A 19,896-nucleotide genomic window follows, 5' to 3' on the forward strand; every position below is an offset into this window, starting at 1 on the left:
GATTTTAAAAACAAGATCAAAAGATCGCAGCCTCGTTGCACTCGACAGCTCCTACAGAGAGAGGGTGCTCAGTAGACGCATTCCACGGCCATCGCCGTGGCTTCACCGCCGCCGATGCAGATTGCCGCGATCCCGCGTTTCAGGTTTTTCTGGCGCAGGGCCGAGAGCAAGGTCACCAGAATCCGCGCGCCCGAGGCACCGATCGGATGGCCCAGCGCGCAGGCGCCGCCGTGCACGTTGAGCTTGTCGTGGGGGATTTCCAGGTGAGTCATCGCGGCCATCGCCACCACGGCGAACGCTTCGTTGATTTCGAACAGATCGACCTCGTTCAACGCCCAGCCGGTCTTCTTCACCAGCTTCTTGATCGCGCCAATCGGTGCCACCGGGAACAGGCCCGGCGTGTCGGCAAACGCCGCGTGACCGTGAATCACCGCCAGTGGCTTGAGACCCAGTTTCTGCGCTTGCGACTGGCGCATCAGCACCAGCGCCGCCGCGCCGTCGGAGATCGAGCTGGAGTTGGCCGCTGTCACCTTGCCGCCTTCGCGGAACGCCGGTTTCAGTGAGGCGACCTTGTCCAGTTTGGCTTTCGGCGGCTGCTCGTCGTTGCTGATCAGCAGCTGTTCTTTGCCGACGGTCACCGTGAGCGGCACGATCTCGGCTTTGAAGCTGCCGTCCTTGATCGCCTGCTGGGCGCGGGTGGTCGAGGCGATGGCAAACGCATCCTGGGCTTCGCGGCTGAAGTTGTTGGTTTCGGCGCAGTCTTCGGCGAAGGTGCCCATCAGACGGCCCTTGTCGTAGGCGTCTTCGAGGCCGTCGAGGAACATCGAATCGAGCACCCGGCCATGACCCATGCGATAGCCGGCGCGAGCGCGGTCGAGCAGATACGGCGAGTTGGACATACTTTCCATACCGCCGGCGATCACCACATCTGCGCTGCCGGCCAGCAGCATGTCGTGGGCCAGAATGGTGGTTTCCATGCCCGAGCCGCACATCTTGTTGACCGTGGTGCAGCGCGTCGATTTATCCAGCCCGGCGCCCAAAGCTGCCTGCCGCGCCGGCGCCTGACCGAGGCCGGCGGGCAATACGCAACCGAACAACACTTCATCAACCGCGTCGCTGGCAACCCCGGCGCGTTCAACCGCTGCTTTGATCGCCGCAGCGCCCAGTTGCGGCGCGGTGAGGCCTTTCAGTTCGCCCTGAAAACCGCCCATCGGGGTGCGGACGGCACTGACGATAACAATCGGATCGTTGGCAAGAGTCATGACAAATCCTCCTTACTTGGCGGCCATGCGCAAGGCGCCGTCGAGACGGATCACCTCACCGTTGAGCATGCTGTTTTCGATGATATGCCGAACCAGCGCGGCGTACTCGGCAGGTTTGCCCAGGCGCGGCGGGAACGGCACGCCGGCGGCCAGCGACTCGCGCACTTCCGGGGTCATGCCGGCCATCATCGGGGTTTCGAAAATGCCCGGAGCGATGGTCATCACGCGGATGCCGAAACGCGCCAGTTCACGGGCGGCCGGCAGGGTCAGGCTGGCAATCGCGCCTTTGGAAGCAGAATACGCCGCCTGGCCGATCTGGCCATCGAACGCCGCGACCGAGGCGGTATTGATGATCACCCCACGCTCGCCATCGGCATTGGCTTCGCTTTCGGCAATGGCCGCTGCGGCCAGTCGCAGCATGTTGAAGCTGCCGATCAGGTTGACGTTAATCACTTGGGCAAAACTCGACAGCGCATGCGGGCCGTTCTTGCCGAGAATCTTCTCGCCCCGGACGATGCCGGCGCAGTTGACCAGACCGTTGAGGCTGCCAAAAGCTTTCAGCGTCGCCTGCACCGCCGCTTCGGCAGCGGCTTCGTTGCTGATATCGGCCACCACACTTTGCGCGCCGAGGCGCTGGGCCTGCGCGGCGACGGCTTCGGCATTCATGTCCACCAACATTACTTTGGCGCCGGCGTTGACCAGCAATTCGGCGCTGGCGGCACCCAGGCCGGACGCGCCGCCGGTGACGATAAAAACCTTGTTCTCGATCTGCATGACGGACTTCCTGATTCAAGCTGAAACGTTGTGCGCCGCGGCCTCTTGAGCCTTGGCGATTTCCTGGTTGCGCAAGATAAAGCGCTGCAATTTGCCGCTTGGGGTTTTCGGCAACTCACTGACAAATTCGATTTCCCGCGGGTACGAATGCGCGGCCAAACGCTTGCGCACGTGTTGCCGCAATTCTTCGGCCAGCGTCGGTTCGGCGCGGTATTGCGGGTTGAGCACGACGAAGGCCTTGACCAGTTCGGTACGCTCCGGATCCGGCTTGCCGACCACGGCCGCTTCGACCACTGCCGGGTGTTCGATCAGCGCACTTTCGACGTCGAACGGGCCGACGCGGTAGCCGGAAGTCGTGATCACATCATCACTGCGCCCGACGAAGCTGATGCTGCCGTCCGGGTTCCATTCCACGGTGTCGCCGCTGAGGTAGTAATCGCCGACGAAGGCCTTGGTCGACACGCCCTCGTAGCCGCCGAACCAGCACATCGGCGACTGGGTGCGGTCGATGGCGAGGATGCCCGGCTGGCCGACACCAAGTTCGTTGTACTGCTCGTCGAGCACCACGATGCGATGGCCCGGCGAGGCGAAACCGGCGGCGCCGAGGTGGATCGGATGCTGCAGACCGTGGTGGTTGCACAGCACCATGCCCAGTTCGGTCTGCCCGTAATGGTCGTGAATCACCACATCGAGGTTGTCGGCGAACCAGCGGATCACTTCCGGATTCAGCGGCTCGCCGGCGCTGCTGACGATGCGCAGCTTGCCCTTGATCGACTTGGCGAACTCGTTGCCGCCGGCAATCAACAGGCGATACGCGGTCGGCGAGCCAGTGAGGTTGGTGATGGCGTATTTGTTGATCACCCGGCAGGTGCTTTCGAGGGTGAACGGACCATCGTAAAAGGTGATCGGATGCCCCATCGCCATCGGCCCGGTGACGCCGAAATAGATGCCGTAGGCCCAGCCCGGATCGGCGACGTTCCAGAACGCATCTTCAGGGCGCAGATCCACCGCGTCGCGGGTGTAGCTCTGAAACGCGACGATGGCCTTGAGCGGCACCGACAGCGCTTTCGACGGGCCGGTGGTGCCCGAGGTGAACATCAGCAGGAACGGATCGTCACCCGTCAGCAGGACCGGTTCGCAAACGCTGGAATAGTTGGCCAGCTCGGCCCAGAAACTGAAGTCGCCACGGACGATGCCCTGACCTTTGGCACCGCCGACGGTGACGATGGTCGGGCAATCCATGACTTCGGCGAGTTTTGGCCGGTTGACCGCGTCGGTGACCACCACTTTGGCGTCGGAGCTGTTCAGCCGATGCTCGATGGCCTTGGGGCCGAATGCGGTGAACAACGGCTGATACACCGCGCCGATGCGCCAGGTGGCAAACACGGTGATGAGCAATTCGATGTTGCGCGGCAGCAGGCCGGCGACCTTGTCGCCCTTCTGCACGCCTTGTTCGAGAAGGAAATTGGCGAAACGCGCGGCTTTGTCTTGCAGTTCGCTGAAGGTGTACGTGGCACTGGCGCCGTCGCGGCCTTCCCAGAACAGCGCGATGCGCCCCGGCAAGGCATGGCGGTCGCAACATTCGACGCAGGCGTTGAGCGCCTCCAGCGTGCCGCTGAGCGCAGCGTCCACGGTGTGCTGATAGTTGAACTGTTCGGTGGCAGACAAGTAATCGCGCATTGCCAGAATCCCTCGGTGTTTTTATTAGGCTGGGAACCGTAAACAACACAGGGATAGTCGCGCTGCGGCGCGGAGGCGGCAATGGTCAAAGCCATCAAAGTGGCTGACTGGTTTGGCCATGCTTGCACAATGACAAACAAACGCCTGTAGGAGCTGCCGCAGGCTGCGATCTTTTGATCTTGTTTTTTAGAACATCAAAGGCAAAAGATCGCAGCCTGCGGCAGCTCCTACAGGGGAAGCGCATTCCAAATGTGCGTCGGATCAGACCGCTTCGTTAAGGATCAACGTACGATAATGCCCCGGATTGGACCCCGACCACTTGCGAAACGCCTTGTAGAACGAACTCGCATCGGCAAAACCCAGCCGAGTGGCGATCTCGACGAAGCTGATCGACGGCTCCGCCAGCCAACTGATCGCCAGTTCCTTGCGCACGCTGTCCTTGAGACCCTGATAGGTCTGCCCTTCCTCGGACAAACGCCGGCGCAGGGTCGAGGCGGACATGCACAGTTGCTGCGCCAGCGCCTCGGTCTCCGGCCACTGTTCGGCGGGCAACTGCCGCAGATCCTGCTTGATCCGGCTGGCAAGGCTCTCAGGATCGCGGTACTTCACCAGAATGTTCGCCGGCGCATGGGCCAGAAAGCGTTTCAATTCTTCGGCCGTGCGCTTGATCGGCAGATCAAGGCAGTCAGCGGCGAAAATCATCCGCGTACGCGGACGCTCGAAGCGCAGGTTTTCCGAGAACATCACCCGGTAGTCGTCGCAGAAATCAGGTTCCGCGCAGCGCAGTTCGATCGCCAGGATCGGAATCCGCCGCCCCGCCAGCCAGCAGGCCACGCCGTGGACGATCATCCAATAGGTGAAATAGGTAAACGCGCGGCGCGGTTCCGGGTCGTCTTCGAGCAGGACGATTTCCGCCAGGCTCTGCTGATGCACCAGTTGCGCGGGCATTTTTTCCAGCATCAGCGAGAGAAAACTCAGGCCCATGTTCACGCCGGCGGCCAGCGTCGATTGCGCCATGGCGCTGCGGCAGAGGAATTCGAGGCTGCCGGACCTGAGCCGGCGCGGATCCATGCCAAAGAACTCGTCATCGCCGCGCCGGGCCAGCAAGCGCCAGAGTCTGGCGTATTGCGAGGCAGGTACCCGACCTTGCTCGCTGTGCAGCAGCGCCGGAGCAATCCCGACCTTGTTCAAGACTTCATCCGTGGCCACGCCCGGGGCACAACTTTGCAGCAGCGCTTCACGCACCAGCTGCACGGCGATGGTGTCTTTTTCCGACATGGAGCGAGGCAGACCTTGTGGTTTTCGAGTGACGGGCATCTTAACGCAGGATGCGAATTCAGCACGAATCCCCTGTAGGAGCTGCCGAAGGCTGCGATCTTTTGACTTTGATTTTTAAAAACAAGATCAAAAGATCGCAGCCTTCGGCAGCTCCTACAAGGGGGCTGTGCGGGGGACGAAAAACATGCCGTTCAGCGAATGTTCAGGTAAATGTCAACCATCCCCATTTGGGAATGAGTGTCATTATGTTACAACTTAGCCACCTATCTAAATCACTCGTGGTTGCCTGAATGCTCGTTCCCTTTCTGATCATGCTGCGCGAAGGCATTGAAGCCGCGCTGATCGTTGGCATCATCGCCAGCTACCTGCAACAGACCGGTCGTGGCCAATGGATGCCGGCGGTGTGGATCGGCGTCTTCCTCGCCGCTGCGCTGGCGCTGCTGGTCGGCGGCGGCCTGGAGCTGGTCAGTGCCGAATTCCCGCAGAAACAGCAGGAATTGTTCGAAGGCATTGTCGGACTGGTCGCGGTGGGCATCCTCAGTTCGATGGTGTTCTGGATGCGCAAGGTCGCACGTTCGATCAAGCATTCATTACAAGCCTCGCTGGATCACGCCCTGACCTCGTCAAAGCATCAAGTAATCGCACTGATTGCCATGGTGTTTTTCGCCGTGGCTCGCGAAGGGCTGGAAACCGTGTTCTTTCTGCTCGCGGTATTCCAGCAGAGCGAGGGGCCTGGGGCACCGATCGGTGCCCTGCTCGGCCTGGTGCTGGCAATCGTCGTCGGTTTCCTGATCTACAGCGGCAGCATGCGCCTGAACCTGTCGGCGTTCTTCAAGTGGACCGGGTTGTTCATTCTGGTGGTCGCCGCCGGAATCCTCGCCAACTCGGTGCAAGCCCTGCATGAAGCCGGTGTGTGGAATCACCTGCAAAGCGTGCTGTTTGATTTCAGCGCGACGCTGCCGATGGACGGCCCGCTGGGCTCGGTGCTGGCCGGCATGTTCGGTTATCAGGATGCGCCGACCGTCAGCACCCTCGGTGCGTACCTGATCTATCTGGTGGTGGCGCTGGTGATGTTCTTCTACCCCGCCGCGCCGGCCTCAAGCGCAGACACAGCCAGCAAATCGTCTTCCGTTTCCAGCCAATAAGGGCACCCATGTCAAAGCCTAATACTCCTCAGGCCTCGCCTCCCCGCGCCTTGCGCTGGGCGGTGGCCGGTTCGGTGGTCGTGATGATCGCCGCCGGTGGCCTGTTCTACTACGCCTCGAAAATGGCTGCGGCCAAGCGTCAGCACAACCATGATGAAGTGGTGGTCAACATCAACGCGCACAGCTGCGATCCGAACGAGCTGACGGTGCCCGCCGGCCGCGCCAGTTTCCGCATCGTCAACCGCTCCGATCGGGCGGTGGAATGGGAAATCCTCGACGGCGTGCTGGTGATCGAAGAGCGCGAAAACATCGCCCCGGGCCTGAGTCAGGTGATCAACGCCAACCTGCAACCCGGCGACTACGCGATCACGTGCGGTCTGCTGAGCAATCCGCGTGGCGTGTTGCACGTAACGCCGACCGCCGCCTCCGACGCTGCCGCCAAGGCCAAACCGTCGATGGTCGCTTTCGTCGGGCCTTTGTCGGAGTTCCGCGTGTATCTGGCGACTCAGGGCAGCGCGCTGATCAAAGCCGTGACCGCGCTGAATCAGGCAATTACCAGCGGCGACCTGGCTCAGGCACAAGCACTGTACCTGCCGGCGCGTACGGCTTATCAGCGTCTGGCCCCTGCCGCGCAACGGCTGGCGGAGCTGGACAACAGCATCAACGCTCGCGCCGATTACTTCGAAAAACGTGAGCAGGATCCGGCCTTCGTCGGCTTCCACCGGGTCGAATATGCGCTGTTCCAGCAACGCAGCCTCGACGGCTTGAACCCGGTCGCCGAGCGTCTGCTGGTCGACGTCACCACACTCAAACAGCAACTGCTGGCCCAATCGCTGCCGCCGGAGCAATTGGTGAGCATCGTGGTGCGCAACCTCAACACCCTGGCCGACGTGCGCGCCGCCAGCGGTGAAGAGGAACGCTACAGCCACGCCGATCTCGGTGGCTTCGCCGGCAATCTGGAAACCGCGCACAAAGTGGTCGAGCTGCTGCGGCCGATGCTGAGCAAGTCGGCGCCGGAGCTGCTGCCGAAAATTGACGCGGCGCTGAGTGATTTCGACAGCGTACTGAACAGCTTCAAGGTCAAGGACGGCTACGCCACTTACGACACGGTCAGTGGCGCACAACGCAAACAGATCGCCGACAAGGCCAAGGCACTCGCCGACGCTCTGGATGGCATCGATCCCGCCCTCGGCCTCTCCGGCCTGTAAGCAGAAGACGAATACCGATGAAAGAATTGCAAAACCTCGATGTGCAACGTCGCCGCCTGCTGATGGGCATGGGAGTCGCCGGTGTCGCCCTGGCCGGATCGGCCCTGAGCTGCCCGGCGATGGCTGCAGCCCCGGCGCAAGTTACCGAAGCGCCGAGCAGCGACAAGACCGAAGACCGCCACGATTTCCACGGCGTGCATCAGACCGGCATCGTCACCCCGCGCCCGGCGTCCGGCATGTTCGTGTCGTTCGATGTACTGGCCAGCGATCGCCAAGATCTTGAGCGGCTGTTCCGCACCCTCAACGAGCGCATCGCGTTCCTGATGAAGGGCGGCCCGGTGGCACAGGTCGATCCGAAACTGCCACCGCCGGATTCCGGCATCCTTGGCCCGATCGTGACCCCGGACAACCTGACCATCACCGTCTCGGTCGGCGAATCGCTGTTCGACGAACGCTTCGGTCTGGCCGCCGTCAAACCGAAGCGCCTGCAACGCATGGTCGGCTTTCCCAACGATGCGCTGGAGGCCGATTGCTGTCACGGCGACTTGAGCCTGCAGTTCTGCTCGAACACTGCCGACACCAACATTCACGCCCTGCGCGACATCGTCAAGAACCTGCCGGACCTGCTGCTGGTGCGCTGGAAACAGGAAGGCAGCGTGCCGCCGCAAGCCCCGGCCAAACCGGGTGTGCCGGCGCAATCGGCGCGTAACTTCCTCGGTTTCCGTGACGGCTCGGCCAACCCCGACTCCAACGACGCCAAGGCGATGGATCAGATTGTCTGGGTGCAACCGGGCAGCGATGAACCGGCCTGGGCGGCGCACGGCAGCTATCAAGCGGTGCGGATCATCCGTAACTTCGTCGAGCGCTGGGACCGGACGCCGTTGCAGGAACAGGAAAGCATCATCGGTCGGGTCAAGACCACGGGCGCGCCGATGGGCGCCCACCATGAGACCGAGGTCCCGGACTACAGCAAAGACCCGCAAGGCAAGCTGACCAAGCTCGACGCGCACATTCGCCTGGCCAACCCGCGCACCGCCGCGAGCCAGGCCAACCTGATCCTGCGCCGCCCCTTCAACTACTCCAACGGCGTGAACAAGAACGGCCAGCTCGACATGGGCCTGCTGTTCATCTGCTACCAAGCCGACCTGGAAAAAGGCTTCATCACCGTGCAGACCCGGCTCAACGGCGAGCCGCTTGAGGAATACCTCAAACCGGTCGGCGGCGGTTACTTCTTCACCCTTCCGGGTGTCACCGGCGACAAGGACTTCATCGGTCGCTCGCTGCTTGACGCCACCCACCCCAAAACAGCTGCCTAACCACAAAAAAACCTCGGAGCCGCTCCATGAAAAAGTCGCCACTCGCGTTATTGCTGACCCTCGGTTTACTCAACACCCCGTTGTCGGCGTTCGCCGCAACAGCGCCGCTGGATCTGGTCGGCCCGGTGTCGGACTACAAGATCTACGTCACCGAGCAACTGGATGAATTGGGCAGCCACACCAAGCAGTTCACCGATGCGGTGAAGAAAGGCGATCTGGCCACCGCGCAAAAGCTCTACGCGCCGACTCGCGTTTACTACGAGTCGATCGAGCCGATTGCCGAGCTGTTCAGCGACCTCGATGCGTCCATCGACTCGCGCGTCGACGACCACGAAAAAGGCGTGAAGGCTGAAGATTTCACCGGTTTCCATCGCCTCGAATATTCGCTGTTCTCGGAGAAGAGCACCGAAGGCCTGACGGCGCTGGCTGACAAGCTGGACAGCGATGTGAAAGACCTGCAGACCCGCGTCGCCGGGCTGACCTTCCCGCCGGAGAAAGTCGTTGGCGGTGCGGCCGCGCTGTTGGAAGAAGTTGCCGCGACCAAGATCTCCGGTGAAGAAGACCGTTACAGCCACACCGACCTGTACGACTTCCAGGGCAACATCGACGGTGCGAAGAAAATCGTCGACCTGTTCCGTCCGCAGATCGAGAAGCAAGACAAGGCGTTCGTTGCCAAAGTCGACAAGAACTTTGCCACCGTCGACAAGATCCTCGCCAAGTACAAGACCAAGGACGGTGGTTTCGAGACGTATGACAAGGTGAAGGACAACGATCGCAAGGCACTGGTTGGCCCGGTCAATACGTTGGCGGAAGACCTGTCTACGTTGCGTGGCAAGTTGGGTCTGAACTGACGGATCTGAGTCGCCAGTAAAAAAGATCGCAGCCTTCGGCAGCTCCTACAGGGTGTTCACATACCCAATGTATGAGCTGCCGGAGGCTGCGATCTTTTGCTTTTAACGGTTACAAAATCCGGTACAGCAACCGCTCAATCCGCACCCGACTCACCCGCTTGAGAAACTTCGCCACTCCCGCCGGGTACTCCGGCAGAGTCTCAAGGTTCTGGAAGCTGGCGATCCGCGTGGTGTTGCGGAAGATCTCTGCCTGCTCCTTCGCCCGTGGCTCAAGCCACTCGCCTTGCGGATCATCGATCAGCAGCGCGTTTTCCAGGTCGAGACGAAACGCCCGCGGGTTGAGGTTGTTGCCGGTCAGCAGCGTATAGCGCTGATCCACCCACATGCCCTTGAGGTGGTAACTGTTGTCGCCGTCACGCCACAGGTGCAGGTTCAACTGGCCGCTGTCGATGTTGCGCTGATGACGCTTGGCGAAGCGGCGCAGGCTGATTTCGTACAGGTACGGCAGCGCCGCAATCACCTTGAACGGCTCGCTCGGCGGAATGTAGAAATCGTTGGCGGTTTTGTCGCCGACCACGATGTCGATCTTCACCCCACGGGCCAGCGCGCGGTTGATCTCGCGGATGATCGGCAGCGGCAGATTGAAATACGGGGTGCAGATCGTCAGCTGCTGTTGCGCACTGGCGATCAGCTCGACAATCACCCGGTTCAACGGGTTGTTCTTGCCCACGCCCAGCAGCGGACTCACCGACAGGCCGCTATGCGCTGTACTGCCGGCGCTGGTGTCGTACGCCGCGTATTTGAGACGGCTTCGCAGGTCGCCGATGTCGTTGCGCAGGCTGCGGGTGGTCGGCAGATTCGGCAGGTCGAGGCGATGCACAGCCTTGGATTCGATCAGGCCGTGCTTGACCAGATGGTGCATCGAGTCCGCCAGTTCGCGGCTGTGCAGTACGTGGTAGCGGTCGAAACGGTACTTGTCGAACTTGTGCAGGTAGACGTTGTTCAGGCTCGCTCCGCTGTAAACCACGCAGTCGTCGATCACGAAGCCTTTCAAGTGCAGGACGCCAAACAGTTCGCGGGTCTGTACCGGCACGCCGTAGACCGGCACTTCACTCTGATGCGTGCGGGTCATTTCCTGATACCACGCCGAGTTGCCCGGCTGTTTGCCGGCACCGATCAACCCGCGCTGGGCGCGCAGCCAGTCGACCACCACGACAATTTCCAGTTCGGGACGCTTGAGCTTGGCGGCGTGCAAGGCATCGAGGATTTCCTGACCGGCCTCGTCGTGCTGCAGATACAGCGCAACGATGTAGATGCGCCGGGTCGCCTCGGCGATTTTCTCCAGCAGGCAACGACGGAACTCGGCGGCGCCGGACAGAATCGTCACGGCCTCGGCAGTCAGCGGAAAGCTGCGCAGTTTGGGCAGCAAAGAGCGTTTGAAAAGCAACGGCATAGGGCTCGCAATGGGTCGAATCCGAAGAACCCGAGAGCTTACACCATCAACCGGTTCGGGTCTTGTTACTGTCTGTAATGACGCCTTCGCGAGCAGGCTCGCTCCCACAATGGATCGCATTTCAAATGTGGGAGCGAGCCTGCTCGCGAAACCGATCTGAAAATAAACGCTTGACCAAGGAGAACGATCGTTCTACTGTTCGCCACATGAACGAAATCAATGACACCTCGACCCGCGACATCATTCTGGATGTCACCGAAAAGTTGATCTACAAAAGTGGCATTGCGGCCACCGGCATGGATCTTCTGGTGAAAACCGCCGGCGTCTCCAGAAAAAGCATTTACCGCTACTTCGCCAACAAGGAGGAGCTGACCGTCGCCGCCCTGCAACGCCGCGACGTGCGCTGGATGCACTGGTACCGCAGCGCTGTCGATCAGGCCGAAACCCCGGCCGACCGCCTGCTGAACCTGTTTACCGTGCTCAAAAGCTGGTTCGCCTCGGAAGGCTTCCGCGGCTGCGCCTTCATCAATACCAGTGGCGAGACCGGCGATCCTGAAGATCCGGTGCGCCAGGTCGCCAAAGACCACAAACAGAAGCTGCTCGACTACCTGTGCGAGCTGTGTACCGAACATGGCGTCGAAGATCCGCAATGTCTGGCCAGGCAGTTGCTGATCCTGATTGACGGCGCCATTACCGTAGCGCTTGTGATGGGTGATCACAGTGCCGCTGATAATGCGCAATGCATGGCGCGTAAGTTATTGGACCTGTAACGCCTTAAATAAGCCTGAACCGTTGTTTAATCGTTTATTAGATCGGGAGACTGACAATGTCGACTGCTGCCCAAGTGCGTCCGCCTTTACCGCCGTTCAACCATGAATCGGCCATCGAAAAAGTTCGACTGGCCGAAGATGGCTGGAATTCCCGCGATCCCGAGAAGGTATCGCTGGCCTACACACTCGACACGAAATGGCGCAACCGCGCCGAGTTCGCCAACAACCGTGAAGAAGCCAAGGCGTTCCTGACCCGTAAATGGGCCAAGGAACTCGATTATCGCCTGATCAAGGAACTCTGGGCCTATTCGGATACGCGGATTGCCGTGCGCTACGCCTATGAATGGCGCGACGATTCGGGCAACTGGTTCCGTTCCTACGGCAATGAAAACTGGGAGTTCGATGAGCACGGCCTGATGTTCCAGCGCTATGCCTGCATCAACGACATGCCGATCAAGGAAAGCGAACGCAAGTTCCATTGGCCGCTGGGTCGGCGTCCGGATGATCATCCGGGGCTCTCCGATCTCGGTCTCTGAGTTCATGTAGATCGAAAATGTGGGAGCGAGCTTGCTCGCGAAGGCGTCGTGTCAGTCAATACTCATGTAACTGACAAACCGCTTTCGCGAGCAAGCTCGCTCCTACACTGGTTTTGTAGTGGTCAGGCGACGGCGGCAGTCTTTTCAGCCTCCAGTTTCCGCACCAACGGCAACACACGCTTGCCGAAATACTCCACCTCCTCCTGAAAGTGCAGAAACCCCGCCAACACCAGATCCACCCCCACCGCTTTCAGCGCCACAATCCGCTCGGCAATCTGCTGTGGCGTGCCGATCAGGTTGGTCTTGAAGCCATCGTTGTATTGCACCAGATCCTCGAACGTCGATTTCGCCCAGTTGCCCTCACCTTCCGGCGACGCCCTGCCCGCCTGCTTCGCCGCGTCACCGAAAGCATTCACCGCTTCCGGGTCGGCCTGGTCGATGATCTGCGCCAGTACAGCGCGGGCCTCTTCTTCGGTGTCGCGGGCGATGACAAAAGCGTTGACGCCGATTTTCACCGAATGATTGTTTGCCGCCGCTTTGGCCCGGATGTCATCGACCTGCGCCTTGATCCCTTCGACGCTGTTGCCGTTGGTGAAATACCAGTCCGAAACCCGCGCCGCCATGTCCCTTGCCGCACGGGAACTGCCACCCTGGAAGATTTCCGGGCGGCCCAGCGGTTTCGGTTTGAGGCTGTAATTGTCGAAACGGTAGAAGTCGCCGCGAAAAGTGAAGTTGTCCTGGCTCCAGATCCCGCGCAGCGAGCGGATGAATTCCTCGGAACGCCGGTAGCGCTCGTCGTGTTCCAGCCAATGTTCGCCGATGGCCTGGAATTCGCCCTTGAACCAACCGCTGACGATATTGACCGCAATCCGGCCGTTGGTGAGTTGATCGATGGTCGCCAGTTGCTTGGCTGCCAGCGCCGGTTGCCAAGGCCCCGGCAGAATCGCCGCGATCACCTTGAGCCTGGTGGTAGCTGCCAGCAGCGCATGACTGAACGCCACCGATTCATGCTGGAACTCGGCACCGTAACCGGCGGTAAAGCGGATCTGCGTCAGGGCATACTCGAACCCCGCCGCTTCGGCGAGTTGCGCCAGTTTGCGGTTGTAGTCGATGCCCCAGTCGGTGCGCTGCTCGATCTTGCTGACCACCAGGCCGCCACTGACGTTCGGCACCCAGTAGGCGAATTTCACGGCTTGCTTGCTCATTGGCGTGTCCTCGGGATATTTGCGGAGATGTGGGGGATAGAGCAGCAAGCGTGCCAGGGTTGAAATGCCCGGTTTTGTTGGGCTTGGGGCTGATGGTGTTGCATTCTTGGAGGGTAATTTGTCGTCGAGGTGTTGGGTAGGCAACAGTTGAATAGCCTTTGCCTGTGCAGGCCGCATCGCTGGCAAGCCAGCGATGCGGCCATACGGGTCGCCGCAACACTTGGAAATGAGTAACATGTCAGCCCTTCCCCGCAGCCCTTCTGCGCCCTGCCGAATAAGCCGATTCCATGCCTTTCGAACTCAGCGTTGACCTCACCACCCTGGCCGTTCTGGCCCTTGTCGCTTTCATTGCCGGTTTCATCGACGCCATCGCCGGCGGCGGTGGTCTGCTGACCACGCCCGCGCTGCTGACGGCCGGCCTGCCGCCACACCTGGTGTTGGGCACCAACAAACTCAGTTCGACTTTCGGCTCGGCCACCGCCAGCTTCACCTTCTACCGGCGCAAACTGTTCCATCCCCGGCAATGGATGCACGCGATCGTCGGTACCCTGGTCGGGGCGTTGACCGGCGCGATTGTTGCCCATTACCTGCCGGCGGAATGGCTGAACAAGATGCTGCCGGTGATCGTCTTCGCCTGCGGCCTGTATCTGTTGTTCGGCGGAACGCCAAAAGCGCCGCTGGACAGCGACGCACCCATCAAGAAGAAATGGCAATCGAGCCAAGGCTTCAGCCTCGGTTTCTACGACGGCGTGGCCGGCCCCGGCACGGGCGCGTTCTGGACCGTCAGCAGTCTGCTGCTCTACCCCATCGACCTGGTCAAGGCCAGCGGTGTAGCGCGCAGCATGAACTTCGTCAGCAACATTGCGGCGCTGTCGGTGTTCATGTTCTCCGGGCAAGTGGACTGGATCATCGGCCTGAGCATGGGCCTGTCGGTGATGGTCGGCGCATTCTTCGGGGCGCGCACCGCGATCAGCGGCGGCGCCAAGTTCATTCGTCCGGTGTTCATCACCGTGGTGCTGGGGCTGACTGTGCGCCTAGCCTGGCAGCACTGGTTCAGCGTGGCCTAAACGGCGCGCCACGTAGACGTCGATCAGGTAACGGGCAATCGATTTTGACGCCGGCAACGGCGGCAAATCGTGCACGTTGAACCACTGGGCGTCTTCGATTTCGTCTTCCTGGCAAACGATCTCGCCACCGGCATATTCGGCATGGAACCCCAGCATCATCGAGTGCGGGAACGGCCAGCACTGACTGCCCATGTACTGGATGTTCTTCACCTCGATGCTGACTTCCTCGCGCACCTCGCGAATCAGACAATCCTCGGCCGACTCGCCTGGCTCGGCTAACCCGGCCAGCGTGCTGTAGACCCCGGTGACGAAACGCGGTGAGCGCGCCAGCAGGATCTCGTCACCACGGGTGACCAGCACGATCATGCTCGGCGAAATCCGCGGATAACTGCGCAGCTCACACGGCTGGCAATACATCGCCCGCTCCCTCGGCACCTGCATCATCGCCTGCCCACAGTTGCCGCAAAAGCGATGTTCGCGCGCCCAGGTGCCGATCTGCGCGGCATAACCCAACACCTTGTAGACGGTGTGATCGCCATCGAGCATGAACGCCCGCAGCCCCTTCCAGTTGCAGCCCGGCACTTCGCTGTGACTGTGCAGCTCCAGCAGATACACCGGCTCGCCATCAAGATGGCCGATGCCATGCTCGGCGAGGATCGACAAGTCCTGACGCTTGAGCCATTCCCGGGGGAACAGCGCGCCGTTGTCATCGAACAGAAAGCCTTCGGGGCTGCGCGCCACGGCCCAGCCGCCGGGTTGATCGGTGTCCAGTACTGCAGTGGTCCAGCGAGCTGTCATGGTTTCTCAATCCAGAAATTCAGGTTTCTGTTTACTCATATGGGCGGCCATGGCCACGCGCAAGTCGGTGGATTGCAACATGGCGGCGTTCCAGGTGGCAACGTATTCGAGACCGTCGTCAATGCGGTGGTCACGCATGTAGCTGATCATTTCCTTGGTGCCGGTGACCGCGATGGGCGATTTGCGGGCGATCTCGCGAGCAATGTCCATCACGCCTTCGAGCAGCAGTTCCTTGTCAGCATAAACACGATTGACCAGACCGAGGCTGCACGCTTCGTCGGCACCGAACGTACGACCGGTGTAAGCCAGTTCACGCAGCATGCCGTCACCGATGATTCGTGGCAACCGTTGCAAAGTGCCAACATCGGCGGCCATGCCGATATCGATTTCCTTGATCGAGAATTGCGCATCTTCCGCAGCGTAACGCATGTCGCAGGCGGCGATCAGGTCGATGGCACCACCGAGGCAATAGCCTTGAATCGCCGCCAGCACCGGTTTGCGGCAATTATCGACGGCGTTGAACGAGGCTTGCAGGGTCAGGATCTTGCGCCGCAGCAGACGCGCGTTACGGCCGACGTCCTTGCCCAGCTCATTGGCGACGCCAGCGAGCATCATCAGGTCGATGCCGGAGGAAAAGTGTTTGCCGTTGCCGCTGAGCACCACCACTCGCACTTCGTCGGTGTCATCGATCCACTGGAAAATCTCGACGATCTCGCTCCAGAACGCGGCATTCATCGAGTTGATCTTCTCCGGGCGATTGATCTGCACATGCGCGATGTTGTCGGCCAGTTCGACGCTGAAGGCGGTGTATTGAGTCATGGCAGTGATCCTTTACCGGGCAGAAAATGAGGCCCGAACTATAACAAGGCATCACGATGACGGTTCGGCCAAATGCGGGACTGACTTCCACAAAGAATTTTGCCGCGCTCCAGTCCGTGTAGGAGCTGCCGCAGGCTGCGATCTTTTGACTTTGAAGATCATGCGGCAGCTCCTACAAGGCTTTGTATCGATGCAAAAATGTGGGAGCCAGCCTGCTGGCGATGAGGCCGCCCCGATCTAACCGCCCTTCACCGCCACATACGCCGCCGTCTCATAAGGCACCGTCAGCACATGCCGCCCGCGCAACGCCGGCTCCGAGGCAATCAGCGCGCGAATCTGCTCATCGACCTTGTCCCGCTGCGCCTGCGGCAACGCGGCAATGAAACTGGTGGAGCGCACCCGATTGAAAATCACGTCCTCCGGCGAACCGGTATGTCCATGGTGGAACTGCTGCAAGTGCAACGGCCCGAACGCCGGATGCGGAAACACCTGACGCCATTGGCCGGTGTAGTAACGCGGCGTGTCCCCTTCCAGCGCGTTAACGATGGCATCGAGTTTCGGCACCCAACTGACTTGCGTGTCGCGCAGGTTCCAGATCAGGCCAAGCTTGCCGCCGGGCTTGAGCACCCGGGCGATTTCGCTCAAGGCCTCGGGCGTGGCGAACCAGTGAAACGCCTGCGCGCAGACCACTGCATCCACCGACGCATCCGGCAGTGGCAGATCGGTCGCCGTACCGCTCACCGCCAGCACCTGCGGCCAGGCGGCGGAAAGTTTTTCCAGCATCTGCGCCACCGGCTCCACGGCGATTACCTGTGCGTCAGTCGCCACCAGCCGGCCGGTGAACTTGCCGGTACCGGCACCCAGATCGATGACCGTCTTGTGACTGTCCAGACCCAAGGTCTGGGTCAACCACTGGCTGACCTGCGGCGGGTAGTCCGGGCGCCCTTTGATGTAGGTGTCGGCGGCAGTCTTGTAGCCGGCAGCAGCGGAGTGATGGACCTGATCGTTCATGGCAGTTCCTCGTATGGCAGCGCGGTGACATCGTCAGGCGCTGGATGGACGGCTGGCGTTCCTGAGCATAACGCCACAATTTGCGCTTACCTTGAACAGAGCCTGACAAAGCAATGAATAAAATGCCGTGCTGTGGTGTTCAAAGTGAAACATAACCCTCTGTGGAGCCTTGCCCATGACTATCCGTTCCGTTATGTTCGCCGCCCCGTTGCTGCTGGTGACCGCGTTGTCTGCATCGATGGCGTTTGCCAACGGTGATGAAAGTGCGCCCGTGCAGAAACCCAATTGCCCCAAAGGCCAGGTCTGGGACAGCCAATCGCAGAAATGCGTGATGCAGACCAGCCGTGCCGTGCCGGATGCCGACCGTACCGATTACGCCTACAGGCTGGCCAAGGACGGTCGATACGAAGAAGCCTTGGCCCTGCTCGACACCCTCAAACAACCGAACACTGCCAAAGCCCTCAACTATCGCGGTTACGCCACGCGAAAACTCGGGCGTACCGATGAAGGCATCGGCTATTACCTGCAATCGGTGAAACTCGATCCGCAGTACGCGCAAGTGCGTGAATACCTCGGCGAAGCCTATGTAATCAAGGGCCGCGTCGACCTGGCGCAGGAACAGTTGCAGCAGATCAAATCGATTTGCGGAACATCTTGCGAGGAATACCAGGACCTGGCTGAAGCCATCAACGATTCATCGAAAACCTGAAACAGATAAAGGAACGCCATCATCGTCAGCGATCAGGCATTCAGAGCGGAACTCGGACAGCATCTGGCGCGACTGTGGCGCTACGGTTTGCTGCTGTCGCGCAATCGGCACGTGGCCGAGGATCTGGTGCAAGCCACATGCGTGCGGGCGCTGGAACGTGCCGGGCAATATGTGGCCGGCACGCGCATGGATCGCTGGTTGCTGAGCATCCTGCATTCGATCTGGCTCAATGAAGTGCGCGCCCGCCGGGTGCGTCAGGGTGCGGGCCAGGTTGATGCCGACGGGCAACTGGCCTTCGACGGCGAATACGCCGCGCAGACTCACGTGATGGCAGCGCAGGTGATTCGCCGGGTCGATGCGTTGCCGGAAACCCAGCGCGAGACCGTATACCTGGCTTACGTCGAAGGCCTGTCCTACCGCGAAGTCGCCGAGATCCTGCAAGTGCCGATCGGTACCGTGATGAGCCGTCTGGCCACCGCGCGCCTGAAACTGGCCGAGTACCCGCCGCTGCAAGCCGTGCCGAAAACCACCGGAGGTGACCGCCCATGAACAAGCCCTCCGACGGACAACTGGTGGCCTACCTTGATGATGAGCTGGACCCGGCGTATCGCAAGCAGCTCGACAGCGCAATTGCCGACGACCCGTTGCTCAGCCTGCGCGTGCAATGGTTCGAGCGCAGCAGCCTGCCGTACAAGGATGCCTATGACGAACTGGCGCAACAGGCGCCGCTGGAGCGTTTGCAGGCGCGCCTCGATGCCATCCCCGCTCCCCAGCGGCCGGGCTTGAGTCGACGCTGGTTTATCGGTGCGGCTGCCGCGAGTCTGCTGGCGGGCGGCGTATTGGCCGATCGCCTGTTTCTCGCCTGGCAGTCACAGCAGGCGCATAACTGGCGCGCCTTGGTGGGCGACTATATGGCGCTGTATGTGCCGCAGACGCTTGATCATTTGCCGGGCGATGAAGCCAGCCAACGCGCGCAATTGCGTGCGGTAGATGCACGGCTCGGTCTGAAGCTGTCACCGGCAGTGCTGAAGTTGCCGGGCGCCGAACTCAAACGTGCACAAATGCTCGAGTACGACGGCGTACCGATTGCGCAACTGACCTATCTGGACGCCCGGCATGGGCCGCTGGCCTTGTGCGTGACCCGCTCCAATAGCGGCAGCCGGCCACTGGCGCACGAACGGCGCCATGAAATGAACGTGGTGTACTGGACCGAAGGCGAGCATGCGTGGATGTTGATCGGGCGCAACCCGGCGCCGGAACTGGAAGATCTGGCCAGGCGCCTGATCGAACGGTTGAGCGCATGAGTGCCGCTGCCATTATGCTGAGCGCGTGATTATCCAAGGAGGAACCACCGATGCAGATTTCACCCCGCAGCGCCCTGCTGGTCATTGACGTGCAGAACGACTTCACCCCGGGCGGCCAGTTGGCCGTACCCGAGGGCGATCTGATCGTGCCGCTGATCAATCGCCTCAGCGGCCTGTTCAAACAAGTGATCATTGCCCAGGACTGGCACCCGAGCGGCCACGCCTCGTTTGCCTCGAGTCACCCCGGGCGCAAGCCTTACGATGTGATCCAGTTGCCCTACGGCGAGCAGGTCCTCTGGCCGGATCACTGCGTGCAAGGCACCGTCGGCGCCCAATTTCACTGCGAGCTGAAGCTGCCCCACGCGCAACTGATCATCCGCAAGGGCTGCAACCCGGACATCGACAGCTATTCGGCGTTTGTCGAGGCGGACCGGCGCACCACCACCGGTCTGGCCGGATACCTGAAAGAACGCGGTATCGACACGGTGTACATGGTCGGTCTGGCGCTGGATTTCTGTGTGATGTTCTCGGCGCTGGACGCGCGGGCGGCGGGGTTCAATACGTTTGTGGTGCTGGATGCCTGTCGCGCGATTGATATGGAGGGCTCACTGGCGACGGCCATGGAGCGGATGCAGACGGCCGGCGTTGGCCTGATCCAGTCAAACCAACTCATCTGACCCTGTAGGAGCTGCGGCACGCTGCGATCTTTT

20 protein-coding genes are annotated in these 19,896 nt (G+C 61.0%); 11 read left to right on the forward strand and 9 right to left on the reverse strand.

The window, feature by feature from the left end:
• Positions 1-68: 68 nt before the first annotated feature.
• From HXW87_RS17830 to HXW87_RS17845, 4 genes are all read right to left on the reverse strand, one after another.
• Entirely contained in the window at positions 69-1,262 is a 1,194-nt protein-coding gene (locus HXW87_RS17830; RefSeq protein ID WP_239777027.1) for an acetyl-CoA C-acyltransferase, read from the reverse strand.
• Between the two features lie 12 nt (positions 1,263-1,274).
• Positions 1,275-2,036, reverse strand: a complete 762-nt coding sequence (locus HXW87_RS17835; RefSeq protein ID WP_096796067.1) for an SDR family NAD(P)-dependent oxidoreductase — start codon at positions 2,034-2,036, stop codon at positions 1,275-1,277.
• A 15-nt stretch (positions 2,037-2,051) separates the two neighbouring features.
• A complete protein-coding gene (locus HXW87_RS17840) occupies positions 2,052-3,716 on the reverse strand; it encodes an AMP-binding protein (RefSeq protein ID WP_239777038.1) in 1,665 nt (554 codons plus the stop codon).
• Positions 3,717-3,977: 261 nt separating this feature from the next.
• Positions 3,978-4,994: an AraC family transcriptional regulator gene (locus HXW87_RS17845; protein ID WP_239777040.1), complete on the reverse strand. Its 1,017-nt coding sequence runs from the start codon at positions 4,992-4,994 to the stop codon at positions 3,978-3,980.
• Positions 4,995-5,284: 290 nt separating this feature from the next.
• Between HXW87_RS17845 and efeU the strand changes: the two genes are divergently transcribed.
• Genes efeU through efeO (HXW87_RS17865) form a run of 4 tightly spaced genes read left to right on the forward strand, consistent with a single transcriptional unit; the run spans position 5,285 to position 9,514 of the window.
• Positions 5,285-6,139, forward strand: coding sequence for an iron uptake transporter permease EfeU (efeU, locus tag HXW87_RS17850; RefSeq protein WP_239777051.1), 855 nt, complete (start codon positions 5,285-5,287; stop codon positions 6,137-6,139).
• An 8-nt stretch (positions 6,140-6,147) separates the two neighbouring features.
• Positions 6,148-7,347, forward strand: a complete 1,200-nt coding sequence (gene efeO, locus HXW87_RS17855; protein WP_239777060.1) for an iron uptake system protein EfeO — start codon at positions 6,148-6,150, stop codon at positions 7,345-7,347.
• A 17-nt stretch (positions 7,348-7,364) separates the two neighbouring features.
• Positions 7,365-8,663 carry an iron uptake transporter deferrochelatase/peroxidase subunit gene (gene efeB, locus HXW87_RS17860; RefSeq protein ID WP_239777067.1) on the forward strand — a complete coding sequence of 433 codons (1,299 nt, stop codon included), beginning with the start codon at positions 7,365-7,367 and terminating at the stop codon, positions 8,661-8,663.
• Positions 8,664-8,689: 26 nt separating this feature from the next.
• The gene (efeO, locus tag HXW87_RS17865) at positions 8,690-9,514 is read left to right on the forward strand and encodes an iron uptake system protein EfeO (RefSeq protein ID WP_041063755.1); all 825 of its coding nucleotides are present in this window, start codon (positions 8,690-8,692) and stop codon (positions 9,512-9,514) included.
• Positions 9,515-9,623: 109 nt separating this feature from the next.
• Here efeO (HXW87_RS17865) and pssA read toward each other — a convergent pair whose 3' ends face one another.
• The gene (pssA, locus tag HXW87_RS17870; protein WP_047294318.1) at positions 9,624-10,967 is read right to left on the reverse strand and encodes a CDP-diacylglycerol--serine O-phosphatidyltransferase; all 1,344 of its coding nucleotides are present in this window, start codon (positions 10,965-10,967) and stop codon (positions 9,624-9,626) included.
• Between the two features lie 206 nt (positions 10,968-11,173).
• Here pssA and HXW87_RS17875 point away from each other — a divergent pair, with 206 nt between their 5' ends.
• Together HXW87_RS17875 and HXW87_RS17880 are read left to right on the forward strand one after the other, a co-directional pair.
• Positions 11,174-11,737: a TetR family transcriptional regulator gene (locus tag HXW87_RS17875; RefSeq protein WP_239777068.1), complete on the forward strand. Its 564-nt coding sequence runs from the start codon at positions 11,174-11,176 to the stop codon at positions 11,735-11,737.
• Between the two features lie 56 nt (positions 11,738-11,793).
• Positions 11,794-12,273: a nuclear transport factor 2 family protein gene (locus tag HXW87_RS17880; RefSeq protein ID WP_047294316.1), complete on the forward strand. Its 480-nt coding sequence runs from the start codon at positions 11,794-11,796 to the stop codon at positions 12,271-12,273.
• 122 nt (positions 12,274-12,395) lie between these two features.
• Here the strand turns inward: HXW87_RS17880 and sfnG are convergent, their stop codons facing one another.
• A complete protein-coding gene (gene sfnG / locus HXW87_RS17885; protein WP_239777077.1) occupies positions 12,396-13,478 on the reverse strand; it encodes a dimethylsulfone monooxygenase SfnG in 1,083 nt (360 codons plus the stop codon).
• A gap of 287 nt (positions 13,479-13,765) precedes the next feature.
• On the opposite strand from sfnG, the gene HXW87_RS17890 reads away from it, so the two are divergent.
• Positions 13,766-14,545 carry a TSUP family transporter gene (locus HXW87_RS17890; protein ID WP_222019259.1) on the forward strand — a complete coding sequence of 260 codons (780 nt, stop codon included), beginning with the start codon at positions 13,766-13,768 and terminating at the stop codon, positions 14,543-14,545.
• Here the strand turns inward: HXW87_RS17890 and nudC are convergent.
• The 3 genes from nudC to HXW87_RS17905 form a co-directional block, all read right to left on the reverse strand.
• Positions 14,513-15,343, reverse strand: coding sequence for an NAD(+) diphosphatase (gene nudC, locus HXW87_RS17895; RefSeq protein ID WP_239777079.1), 831 nt, complete (start codon positions 15,341-15,343; stop codon positions 14,513-14,515). The two genes, HXW87_RS17890 and nudC, sit on opposite strands and share 33 nt — an antisense overlap.
• A 6-nt stretch (positions 15,344-15,349) precedes the next feature.
• Positions 15,350-16,162, reverse strand: coding sequence for a crotonase/enoyl-CoA hydratase family protein (locus HXW87_RS17900; protein ID WP_239777080.1), 813 nt, complete (start codon positions 16,160-16,162; stop codon positions 15,350-15,352).
• Positions 16,163-16,399: 237 nt separating this feature from the next.
• Entirely contained in the window at positions 16,400-17,173 is a 774-nt protein-coding gene (locus HXW87_RS17905; protein WP_095666616.1) for a class I SAM-dependent methyltransferase, read from the reverse strand.
• Between the two features lie 175 nt (positions 17,174-17,348).
• Here HXW87_RS17905 and HXW87_RS17910 point away from each other — a divergent pair, with 175 nt between their 5' ends.
• The 4 genes from HXW87_RS17910 (at position 17,349) to pncA (ending at position 19,863) form a co-directional block, all read left to right on the forward strand.
• The gene (locus HXW87_RS17910; RefSeq protein ID WP_047294307.1) at positions 17,349-17,882 is read left to right on the forward strand and encodes a tetratricopeptide repeat protein; all 534 of its coding nucleotides are present in this window, start codon (positions 17,349-17,351) and stop codon (positions 17,880-17,882) included.
• Between the two features lie 90 nt (positions 17,883-17,972).
• Positions 17,973-18,431 (forward strand): sigma-70 family RNA polymerase sigma factor, encoded by a 459-nt coding sequence (locus HXW87_RS17915; RefSeq protein ID WP_230679381.1) that lies wholly within the window; start codon positions 17,973-17,975, stop codon positions 18,429-18,431.
• Entirely contained in the window at positions 18,428-19,186 is a 759-nt protein-coding gene (locus tag HXW87_RS17920; protein ID WP_239777082.1) for a transcriptional regulator, read from the forward strand. Before HXW87_RS17915 ends, HXW87_RS17920 begins: the two co-directional genes overlap by 4 nt.
• 50 nt (positions 19,187-19,236) lie before the next feature.
• Entirely contained in the window at positions 19,237-19,863 is a 627-nt protein-coding gene (gene pncA / locus HXW87_RS17925) for a bifunctional nicotinamidase/pyrazinamidase (protein WP_121185359.1), read from the forward strand.
• The last annotated feature ends 33 nt before the right edge of the window (positions 19,864-19,896 follow it).

Origin of the sequence: Pseudomonas sp. Y5-11, from assembly GCF_022368695.1 — a bacterium.
Classification (GTDB): Bacteria; Pseudomonadota; Gammaproteobacteria; order Pseudomonadales; family Pseudomonadaceae; genus Aquipseudomonas; species Aquipseudomonas parakoreensis.

What these genes read in the sequence shown, in the direction of transcription:
- HXW87_RS17890 (WP_222019259.1), top strand. Translation starts at nt 13,766, where the DNA reads ATGCCTTTCGAACTCAGCGTTGACCTCACCACCCTGGCCGTTCTGGCC.
- HXW87_RS17835 (WP_096796067.1), bottom strand. Translation starts at nt 2,036, where the DNA reads ATGCAGATCGAGAACAAGGTTTTTATCGTCACCGGCGGCGCGTCCGGC.
- sfnG (WP_239777077.1), bottom strand. Translation starts at nt 13,478, where the DNA reads ATGAGCAAGCAAGCCGTGAAATTCGCCTACTGGGTGCCGAACGTCAGT.
- HXW87_RS17875 (WP_239777068.1), top strand. Translation starts at nt 11,174, where the DNA reads ATGAACGAAATCAATGACACCTCGACCCGCGACATCATTCTGGATGTC.
- efeO (WP_239777060.1), top strand. Translation starts at nt 6,148, where the DNA reads ATGTCAAAGCCTAATACTCCTCAGGCCTCGCCTCCCCGCGCCTTGCGC.
- nudC (WP_239777079.1), bottom strand. Translation starts at nt 15,343, where the DNA reads ATGACAGCTCGCTGGACCACTGCAGTACTGGACACCGATCAACCCGGC.
- HXW87_RS17880 (WP_047294316.1), top strand. Translation starts at nt 11,794, where the DNA reads ATGTCGACTGCTGCCCAAGTGCGTCCGCCTTTACCGCCGTTCAACCAT.
- efeU (WP_239777051.1), top strand. Translation starts at nt 5,285, where the DNA reads ATGCTCGTTCCCTTTCTGATCATGCTGCGCGAAGGCATTGAAGCCGCG.
- HXW87_RS17920 (WP_239777082.1), top strand. Translation starts at nt 18,428, where the DNA reads ATGAACAAGCCCTCCGACGGACAACTGGTGGCCTACCTTGATGATGAG.
- HXW87_RS17900 (WP_239777080.1), bottom strand. Translation starts at nt 16,162, where the DNA reads ATGACTCAATACACCGCCTTCAGCGTCGAACTGGCCGACAACATCGCG.
- HXW87_RS17830 (WP_239777027.1), bottom strand. Translation starts at nt 1,262, where the DNA reads ATGACTCTTGCCAACGATCCGATTGTTATCGTCAGTGCCGTCCGCACC.
- pncA (WP_121185359.1), top strand. Translation starts at nt 19,237, where the DNA reads ATGCAGATTTCACCCCGCAGCGCCCTGCTGGTCATTGACGTGCAGAAC.
- HXW87_RS17910 (WP_047294307.1), top strand. Translation starts at nt 17,349, where the DNA reads ATGACTATCCGTTCCGTTATGTTCGCCGCCCCGTTGCTGCTGGTGACC.
- HXW87_RS17840 (WP_239777038.1), bottom strand. Translation starts at nt 3,716, where the DNA reads ATGCGCGATTACTTGTCTGCCACCGAACAGTTCAACTATCAGCACACC.
- pssA (WP_047294318.1), bottom strand. Translation starts at nt 10,967, where the DNA reads ATGCCGTTGCTTTTCAAACGCTCTTTGCTGCCCAAACTGCGCAGCTTT.
- HXW87_RS17905 (WP_095666616.1), bottom strand. Translation starts at nt 17,173, where the DNA reads ATGAACGATCAGGTCCATCACTCCGCTGCTGCCGGCTACAAGACTGCC.
- efeB (WP_239777067.1), top strand. Translation starts at nt 7,365, where the DNA reads ATGAAAGAATTGCAAAACCTCGATGTGCAACGTCGCCGCCTGCTGATG.
- HXW87_RS17845 (WP_239777040.1), bottom strand. Translation starts at nt 4,994, where the DNA reads ATGTCGGAAAAAGACACCATCGCCGTGCAGCTGGTGCGTGAAGCGCTG.
- efeO (WP_041063755.1), top strand. Translation starts at nt 8,690, where the DNA reads ATGAAAAAGTCGCCACTCGCGTTATTGCTGACCCTCGGTTTACTCAAC.